Here is an 8,651-nt window from a genome sequence, read left to right as displayed (position 1 = left end):
CCGCACGGTCAAGCCGGTGCGCAACGCGGTCGCGGAACGCTCGACCTACCCGTTCGCGCTCACCCCGATGGACGATCCGGTAACGGCGGTGCCTGATCAGCCCGCCGATCCCGTAAAGCGCGGCGAATATCTCGCAGTGGCGATCGCCCACTGCATGGATTGCCACACGCCGCAGATCAGCGAGGGGCGCCGCGACGCGACCCGCACCGGCGCGGTCGGCCTCGCGCTGGAGGGACCCTGGGGTGTCGTGGTGGCGCGCAACATCTCCTCGCATCCGGAGCGCGGCATCGGACGCTGGAGCGACGAGCAGATCATGACCGCGATCACGCGCGGCGTGTCGGCTGACGGCCGCCGACTGGCCCCGCCGATGGGAGGGCGCGCGCCGATCTGGGCGCAACTCGATCCGCGGGACCTGCGCGACGTCGTCGCCTATCTGCGCTCGCTGCCGCCGCAGGAGTGACAGCAGGAAGCCGCCTCCAGGCTGCCGCCGCGGCAAGACTTTCGAACAGCGGCAGCCGGTCCGTGCCGCCCGTCAGCGGATCGATCAAGTCCTTCTGGTGCGGCATCAGCCCGAGCACACGCAGGCTCTCCGAGCAGATCACGGATGGAGCATTCGGAGGTCCCGGTGTTCGGATCGCGGCGAGATGACTTTCGTTTCCGTTATAGGTTCGACGTCGTGCGACACGAATCAGCAACGCAGCGTCAGGTGAGCTTGGCCGCACCCCCAAGCCCACGAGCGCGGCTGTCGCGAGCGCTGGAGACGGCCATCGCGGAAACGGTCAAACGTGAGAAGACCGGTGCACGTTCGGGCGGCTGAGGCCGTGGCAACGCCTACCCCTCGCGCGACAGCCGACGCTAGCCGCCTCCCCGCAACCGCGCGCGCAGCTCGAACTTCTGGATCTTCCCCGTCGCGGTCTTCGGCAACGGCCCGAACGTGACACGCTTCGGCGCCTTGAAGTGCGCCAGCCGGTCGCGGCACCAGGCGATCATCTCGACCTCCGTCGCGCCCTCCGCGCCCGGCCTGAGTGTGACGAAGGCATGCGGCACCTCGCCCCAGGTCGCGTCCGGCTGCGCCACCACGGCCGCCTCCATCACCTGCGGGTGCCGGTACAGGACCTCCTCCACCTCCAGGCTGGAGATGTTCTCGCCGCCCGAGATGACGACGTCCTTGGCGCGGTCCTTCACCTCGATGTAGCCGTCGGGGTGCAGCACGCCGAGATCGCCGGTGCGGAACCAGCCATCGACGAACACGGCCTCGTTCGCCGCCGGGTTGCGCAGATAGCCCTTCATCACCGTGTTGCCGCGCAGCGCGATCTCACCGAGCGTCGTGCCGTCCGCGGGCACCGGCGCGCCCGTTGCCGGGTCGAGTACCGTCGCCTCATCCAGCGTCGGCAGCGCCACACCCTGGCGCGCCATGAACGCAGCCTTCGCCTCGGGCGAGAGGGTATCGAGTCCCGGCTGCCAGGCGCAGAGCAGTGAGGGGCCGAAGCTCTCCGTCAGCCCGTAGAGATGCGTGACCTCGAAGCCGAGACCCTCCATTGCCGCGATCACCGGCGAGGGCGGTGCCGCGCCGCCCGTGGCGATCGCGACCCGATGCGGGAAGCTGCGGCGCAGCTCGGCCGGCGCGTGGATCAGCATGTTGAGCACGACCGGCGCGGCACACAGATGCGTCACACCGTGCTCGGCGATCAGCGCGAACACACGCGCGGGCTCGACGCGGCGCAGGCACACATGGGTGCCACCCTGCAGCGTGACGCCCCAGGTGTAGCACCAGCCGTTGCAGTGGAACATCGGCAGAGTCCAGAGATAGACGCTGCGGGGTGAGAGGCCGAAGGCGAGCGCGTTGCCGCAGGCATTGAGGTAGGCGCCGCGGTGGTGCACGACCACCCCCTTGGGATTCCCCGTCGTGCCCGAGGTGTAGGAGAGCGAGATCGCCGTCCATTCATCCGCGGGCGGCTGCACCGGGAAGTCCGGATCGCCGGATGCGAGGAACGCCTCGTACGGCGTGGCGGCAATCTCCGCGCCACCCGGACCCTCCGCATCGTCCACCACGACAAGACGCGGCGGTCCCGCGAGCCCGTCCAGCGCCACGCCCGCGAGCGACGCGAACTCGCGATCGAGCAGCAGCACCTTCGCGCCCGAGTGCTCGAGGATGAAGCGCACGGCCGCGGGATCGAGCCGCGTATTGATCGGGCACAGCACGGCATGGGCCATCGGCACACCGAAATGCGCCTCCAGCATCTCGGGGATGTTCGGCATCAGCACTGCGACGACGTCGCCCGGTGCGAGGCCCACGCCCTTGAGCGCCGAGCCGAGGCGTCGGCTGCGCTCGAACAGCGCGGCGTGGGTGACCCGCCGCGCGCCGTGGATGACCGCGATGCGGTCGCGCCAGACCTGGCCGGCGCGGCGCAGGAACGAGACCGGTGAGAGCGGGACATGGTTGGCGCCGGTCCGCGGCAGGTCGTCGTCCATCGCGCTACCCCTTGGCGAGCGCCCGCGGCGCGCTGACCGTGCAGCGGGCGCGCGTGATGTCCCGCAGGAGCTCGACCGCGTCAGCGTAGTGGGGCGTTCCAGGATCGAACGCACCCACGCGGATCGCGGCGGCGAAGCCGCGCAGCGGGTCCGCGGCATCGCCCGTCAGCGACCGCATCCGCGCCAGCGCCTCCTGCTGCCAGGACGGATCCTGCGCCGCCTCGCGCGCGGCAATCCCGATCGCGTTCGCGACCATGCGCGCCGCCAGACCATGCGTCTCGGGGAGCTGCGGCAGCAGCTCGTTCAGCAGCACCTCGCGCGCGGTCGTCAGCAGATCGGGGCCAAGCGGCAGCTCACGCATCGACGCGCGCCTCCACCATCGACAGGACCCGCCATTCGAGTTCGGGAACGAGATGGCCGGTCAGCGCCAGTTCGAGGCCGCGCTCGGCGCCGGAAAGGTGGCGCTCGGCCTGATCGAGCGCGATCGTGGCCCAGCGGATATGGGCGGCGAGTTCCCACCACAGCACGCGCTCGTGCGCGGGCGCCTGGCCGCTTGCCTCGGCATAGCCCGCGTAGAGGGCAGCACGCGGGCCGATCCCGCCGGCTTCCTGCGCCGTGTTGCCGAAGCGCCAGCACGCCGCGCAGAGCCAGCCGAGATCGGCATGCCCGTCGCCCCAGCTGGCGAACTCCCAGTCCAGGATGGCTGTGACGCCTGTCTCGTCGAGCATGATGTTGCCGGTGCGGAAATCGTTATGACAGAGCACGATCGTTGCGGGACCGGGTGCGGTCCGTTCCAGCGCACGCAGCCCCCATTCCAGCGCCGGACGGGGCAGACGCTGGCGGTCCAGTGCCGAGCGCTGCCCTGCGATGAAGGACACGCACGGATCGGCGGGCGCATCGCCGAGGAAGGCGAGGTCTGCGCGCGGCGGGCGGAGCGCGTGAATGCGTGCGAGGTCCCGCCCCAGCGCGCGCGCGCAGGCCGCGCGCCCGCCGCCGAGCGTCTCACTCTTGACCACGCGATGCCCCGCGGCCACGCCGGCGACGCGGCGCATGACGAAGAACGGCGCGCCGATCACCTGCCGGTCCGTACAGAGGAACAGCGGCTCCGGCACCGTCACGCCCGCGTCATGCGCAGCGCGCAGCAGGGCGAACTCGGCCGCCCGCCCATGCGAGACGGCCAGCGTCGCCGCATTGTCGGTCCGCAGCACCCATGCCTCCGCAGCACCGTCGCGTACGACGTCGAGCGCCCAGTTCTGCTGGATCGCTCCGCCCGCGAGCCGCGCCATCGCCGTGACGGCGAGCCACGGGTCGCCCGAAGCGATCCGCAGCCAAGCGGTCAGGCGCTCGCGTCGTGCCTCATCCATGCGCGGGCGGTCCCCAGGCGAAGAACTCGCGCCCCTCGCGGCGCAGCGTGTTCGCCAGGACCATGCGATGCACCTCGGAGGCGCCGTCCACCAGCCGCGCCTGGCGCGCGTAGCGGTACATCCACTCGATCACCGTGTCCTTCGAGTAGCCCTTGGCGCCGAGCAGCTGCAAGGCGGTGTCGACCGCACGCTGCAACGCATCCGCGACCACCACCTTGGCCATCGAAACCTCCTTGCGCGCGAACCCGCCCTGATCCAGCACCCAGGCCGCCTTCATCGTCAGCAGCCGGCCGATCTCGATCTCCATCGCCGCCTGGCCGATCAGGCCCTGCACGCTCTCGCGGTCGATCAGCTTGATGCCGAAGGAGTCACGCCCCGCCACATGCGCCATCGCGATCTCAAGCGCGCGGCGCGACAGGCCGAGCCAGCGCATACAGTGCGTCAGCCGCGCCACGCCGAGACGCATCTGCGTCAGCTTCAGCCCGTCGCCGACATTCAGCAGCCGCTGCTCGTCCGGCACCTCCAGCCCCTCGAAGACGAGCTCGCAATGCCCGCCATGCTCCTCCGGCCCCATGATCGGGATGCGCCGGACGATGCGCCAGCCGGGCGTATCGGCATCGAACAGGAAGGCCGAGAGCCCCTTGCGCTCGTCCTCGGAGGTGCGGGCGATGACGATGAAGATGCGCGCATTGCCCGCACCGGTGATGAACCATTTGCGCCCGGTGACGCGCCAGCGGTCGTTGCCGACCCGCTCGGCGCGTGTGTAGGTGAGGTTCGGATCGGAACCGCATCCATCCGGCTCGGTCATCGCGAAGGCGGACTGCACCGCGCCATGCACGATCGGCTGGAGCCAGCGCGGCTTCATCGCCTCCGGGAGCACGCGGTCCAGCACCATCATGTTGCCATCGTCGGGAGCGGCGCTGTTGAACACCACAGGGCCGAAGATCGAGCGGTTCATCTCCTCGTAGCAGGCCGCCATGCCGACGCGACTGAGCCCGCCGCCGCCGAGCGCCTTCGGCATCTGCAAGGCCCAGAGCCCCTCCGCCTTCGCCTGCGTGCGCAGCTCGGCCAGCACATGCGGGGCGATGTTCTCGTGCTCGTCGTAGCTGGCGCGATCGGATTCCAGGGGGATCAGCCGCTCGTCGACGAAGCGCCGGATGTGCAGCCGGATCGCCTCGATCTCGGGGGGCAGGATGAAGTCCATGTCGCCTCGTCTCAGAGCGGGTTAACCGAATGGCCGCCGTCCACCGTGACGACCGCGCCCGTCATATGCGCGCCGGCCTCCGAGGCCAGCAGCAGCAGCGGCCCGGTCAGATCCTCGGGCGTGCCGAGGCGGCGCTGCGGGATGCGGCGGATCATCGCCTGGCCCGCTTCGGAGGCGAAGTAATCGCGGTTGATCGCGGTCTCGACATAGCCCGGCGCGAGCGCGTTGACACGGATGCGGTGGCGCGCGAGTTCCACCGCGAGCTGGCGGGTGAGCTGGATCAGCCCGGCCTTGGCGGCGCTGTAGCCGGCGACACCCGGGATCACGCGCTGTCCGAGCACCGAGGCGATGTTGACGATCGCGCCGGGGACCTTCGAAGCGACCATCCTCCGCGCCGCCTCCTGCGCCACCAGGAAGCAGCCACGCAGGTTCACGGCCAGCACGCCGTCCCAGTCCTCCACGCTCTGCTCCAGCGCCGGCTTCGTCACCGCGATCCCCGCGTTGTTGACGATCACGTCACACGGTGCGCCGCAGGCCGCTTGGGCGGCATCGAAGGCCGACGCGATCGCCCCGGCATCGGTCACGTCGAGCGCGACAGCCCCCACACCGAGTTCGTTCGCGAGCGCAGCACAGGCATCCGGCCGGCGTGCCGCAAGCACCACGTGGGCGCCCGCGCCGTGCAGCACCCGCGCGAAATGCGCCCCGAGCACGCCGGACGCGCCGGTCACCAGCGCGATCCGCCCCCGCAGCGAGAATGCTCCGGCGATGTCCACCCCTGCGTCCCTCCGCCGCGACGGCGTGCCACGCTTCAGCAGCGCAGGCAACCGGATGCACGAACCGAGGGCCCGGGACCCGCCGCACGGCGGTCACTCCGCTGGAGCGGCGAGCGCGACCCGACCGCAGCCCCTGCGCGGTCGCCGACCATGGGCCCATGGACGCACCCTGCCCCGGCGCACCGGACGAGGACGATCCACCTGCTACTCGTCTCCGAAACAGATCCCGAGCCCGCGGGCCGCGCGCACCAGGTCGCCCTGAGGGTCCACCGGCCGTGCCGCAATCGCCGCCTCCGCGATCGGCGCATCGGCCACGCGGCCCTCGCGCCAAACCACCAGCCGCCCGAACCTGCCCTGGGTGGCGAGATCGACCGCGTGCACGCCCATCGATGACGCAACCAGCCGATCGAGCGCGCCGGGGCTGCCGCCACGCTGCACATGGCCGAGCACTGTGACGCGTGCCTCGGCGCCGGTCGCCTGTTCCAGCGTTGCCGCGATCCGCGCGCCAACGCCACCAAGACGGGGCATCGCCCCGGCGGCGCTGGGGCCCGCCAGCACCGTCTCGCCCTCGGGCGACGGAACGGCTTCCGCCACCACCACCAGCGCGAAGTTGCGGCCGCGCGCGCGCAGTCGGGCGATTGCATCGGCGACCGCGCCCACGCGCCATGGGATCTCGGGGATCAGGATCACGTCCGCACCACCGGCCACCCCGGCGGACAGGGCGATATGGCCCGCGTCCCGACCCATCACCTCCAGCACCATGATCCGGTTGTGGCTCGCCGCGGTCGGCTGCAGCCGGTCCAGCGCCTCGGTCGCCACCTCCACCGCCGTGTGGTGGCCGATCGCGTACTCCGTCGCGGCCAGGTCGTTGTCGATCGTCTTCGGGATGCCGACGAACGGGAAGCGCCCGGACTGCATCAGCCGGTGCATGATCCGCATCGAGCCGTCGCCGCCGATGCCGACGATCGCATCGAGACCGAGGGCCTCGACGCCGCGGAAGATGAGCGGCGAACGATCTTCCTTGCCGCCGCCCGGCAGCGGGAACGAGAACGGATCGCCGCGATTGACGCTGCCCAGGATCGTTCCGCCCTGGCGCAGAAGCGAGGGATCGTTGATGCTGCCGTCCAGCGTCACGAAGCGCGGCGGGTCCTCCATGAGCCCGTGGGTGCCCTGGATCAGCCCCAGCACCTCCAGGCCATAGGTCGTGGCCGCGCGGATCGTCACCGCGCGGATCGCCGCGTTCAGTCCGGCGCAGTCGCCGCCGGTGGTCAGCACGCCAAGCCGCTTGATCGTCGCCATCGTCACCCGTTCCGGTCAGTGTCGGCACAGAGTCGCAGAGAATCGTCACCCGGGCACGCGGTTTGTCGCACTCCACCGCACCCCTTGGCGCCTTGCCGACAGCACGATACCGTCCCGGCGTCGGCGCTGCCTGCGTCGACGGAAGAGTGAGGGAGACGTCCAGATGGCGAAGCTGACACGCCGCACCGCCCTTCAGACCGCCGTCGCGTCGACGCTGGCGCTGCCTGCGCTCCTGCCCCGCCAAGCGATCGGCCAACAGAAGCCGAGCGAACTGAAGATCGGCATCTCCACGTTCCTGTCCGGCCCGGCCTCGGTATTCGGGGTCCCCGGCCGCAACGCCGCCGACCTGCTGATCGAGCAGTTCAACCGCGCCGGCGGAATCGGCGGCGTGCCGATCCGCAGCATCGTCATCGACGAGGCGCCGGGCGTGGACTTCCTGCTCGGCGAGTGCCGCCGGCTGGTCCAGAACGAAGGCGTGGACGTGATGCTCGCGTCGATCTCCTCGGGATCGTGCCTGGCGGTGGCACCGCTCGCCGAGCAGCTCCGCATGCCGACGATCCTATGGGACTGCGGCACCCAGCGCATCTTCGAGGAGGCGTCCTACCGCTACTGTGTCCGGACGCAGGCGAACGCCGTGCCCGAGATCGTCGCACCGCTGCTGTATCTCGCGAAGGTCAAGCCGGACTTCCGCACCGTCGCCGTGCTGAACCAGGACTATGCCTGGGGACGGGACTCCTGGGCGATCTGGAAGGCGGCGATGGACGCGGTGAAGCCAGGCGTCCGCGTGGTGGCCGAGCTGTTCCCCCGCTTCGGCGCGACCGACTTCTCGACCGAGGTGACGCGTCTGCTCGCGTTGCGACCTGACGTGATCTTCTCGACCAGCTGGGGCGGGGAGCTCGACACCTTCGTCCGCCAGGCGGCCGAGCGGCGGCTGTTCGAGCGGTCGACCTTCGTGCTGCCGCTGGTCGAGAGCAGCCTTGAGCGGGTCGGCAAGACCCTGCCCGAGGGCGTGATCGTCGGCGGCCGCGGGGACCACTGGTTCCTCCATCCGACCGCGCAGGACACCCAGATCCTGAAGGACTTCACGGCCGCGTATCGCCAGCGGTTCAATCTCTATCCGATCTATCCGACCTTCCACATGGCACAGGCGCTCTATGGGCTGAAGGCCGGCTACGAGAAGGCGACCGCGGCGAACGGCGGCGCATGGCCGTCGCGCGAGCAGCTGATGGACACGATGCGCGGGCTGGAGTTTGCGCACCTGACCGGAACGATGAAGATCCGCGAGGATGGCCAGGGGCTCGAGCCGATGCTGATCGGCCTGACGAAGCATGTGAACGAGTATCCGTTCCCGGTGATCGACCGGATGGTGCTGTATCCGCCGGACCTGACCATGAATCCCTTGGGCACGAAGGGGCTCGACTGGGTGCGACTGCTGACGCCGGCGTCGGTGCAGCGCGCCCCCGCCGAGATCCCTTACAGGGCATGAGGAGAGCCGGGGGGGCGCCCCGCCCCCCCCCCCCCCCCCCCGGGGGCGCCCCC

At 70.6% G+C, this 8,651-nt stretch carries 8 protein-coding genes; 2 read left to right on the top strand and 6 right to left on the bottom strand.

Annotated elements, in window-relative coordinates:
• On the top strand, positions 1–460 hold a 460-nt coding region (locus tag ACTIFU_RS20465; RefSeq protein WP_439580170.1), incomplete at its 5' end, for a c-type cytochrome.
• A 395-nt stretch (positions 461–855) separates the two neighbouring features.
• On the opposite strand, the gene ACTIFU_RS20460 is transcribed toward ACTIFU_RS20465, so the two are convergent.
• From ACTIFU_RS20460 to ACTIFU_RS20435, 6 genes are all read right to left on the bottom strand, one after another.
• Positions 856–2,472: an AMP-binding protein gene (locus tag ACTIFU_RS20460; protein WP_439580169.1), complete on the bottom strand. Its 1,617-nt coding sequence runs from the start codon at positions 2,470–2,472 to the stop codon at positions 856–858.
• A 4-nt stretch (positions 2,473–2,476) separates the two neighbouring features.
• On the bottom strand, positions 2,477–2,833 hold the full coding sequence (locus ACTIFU_RS20455; RefSeq protein ID WP_439580168.1) for a DUF6285 domain-containing protein: 357 nt from the start codon (positions 2,831–2,833) through the stop codon (positions 2,477–2,479).
• Complete coding sequence (locus tag ACTIFU_RS20450) at positions 2,826–3,836, bottom strand: phosphotransferase family protein (protein ID WP_439580167.1); 1,011 nt, start codon at positions 3,834–3,836, stop codon at positions 2,826–2,828. Before ACTIFU_RS20450 ends, ACTIFU_RS20455 begins: the two co-directional genes overlap by 8 nt.
• On the bottom strand, positions 3,829–5,040 hold the full coding sequence (locus ACTIFU_RS20445; protein ID WP_439580166.1) for an acyl-CoA dehydrogenase family protein: 1,212 nt from the start codon (positions 5,038–5,040) through the stop codon (positions 3,829–3,831). The genes ACTIFU_RS20450 and ACTIFU_RS20445 overlap by 8 nt, the downstream gene beginning before the upstream one ends.
• 11 nt (positions 5,041–5,051) lie before the next feature.
• On the bottom strand, positions 5,052–5,813 hold the full coding sequence (locus ACTIFU_RS20440; protein ID WP_439580165.1) for an SDR family NAD(P)-dependent oxidoreductase: 762 nt from the start codon (positions 5,811–5,813) through the stop codon (positions 5,052–5,054).
• A gap of 204 nt (positions 5,814–6,017) precedes the next feature.
• Positions 6,018–7,112, bottom strand: a complete 1,095-nt coding sequence (locus tag ACTIFU_RS20435) for an ATP-dependent 6-phosphofructokinase (RefSeq protein WP_439580164.1) — start codon at positions 7,110–7,112, stop codon at positions 6,018–6,020.
• A 163-nt stretch (positions 7,113–7,275) separates the two neighbouring features.
• Between ACTIFU_RS20435 and ACTIFU_RS20430 the strand changes: the two genes are divergently transcribed.
• On the top strand, positions 7,276–8,598 hold the full coding sequence (locus tag ACTIFU_RS20430) for an ABC transporter substrate-binding protein (protein WP_439580163.1): 1,323 nt from the start codon (positions 7,276–7,278) through the stop codon (positions 8,596–8,598).
• Positions 8,599–8,651: the final 53 nt, after the last annotated feature.

This window comes from Elioraea sp. (genome assembly GCF_051860475.1).
GTDB lineage: Bacteria > Pseudomonadota > Alphaproteobacteria > Acetobacterales > Acetobacteraceae > Elioraea.
This window is presented reverse-complemented; position numbering and strand designations above follow the sequence as displayed.

Excerpts from the sequence above, each read along its gene's own strand:
- ACTIFU_RS20460 (WP_439580169.1), bottom strand. The coding sequence starts at position 2,472 with ATGGACGACGACCTGCCGCGGACCGGCGCCAACCATGTCCCGCTCTCA.
- ACTIFU_RS20455 (WP_439580168.1), bottom strand. The coding sequence starts at position 2,833 with ATGCGTGAGCTGCCGCTTGGCCCCGATCTGCTGACGACCGCGCGCGAG.
- ACTIFU_RS20450 (WP_439580167.1), bottom strand. The coding sequence starts at position 3,836 with ATGGATGAGGCACGACGCGAGCGCCTGACCGCTTGGCTGCGGATCGCT.
- ACTIFU_RS20445 (WP_439580166.1), bottom strand. The coding sequence starts at position 5,040 with ATGGACTTCATCCTGCCCCCCGAGATCGAGGCGATCCGGCTGCACATC.
- ACTIFU_RS20435 (WP_439580164.1), bottom strand. The coding sequence starts at position 7,112 with ATGGCGACGATCAAGCGGCTTGGCGTGCTGACCACCGGCGGCGACTGC.
- ACTIFU_RS20430 (WP_439580163.1), top strand. The coding sequence starts at position 7,276 with ATGGCGAAGCTGACACGCCGCACCGCCCTTCAGACCGCCGTCGCGTCG.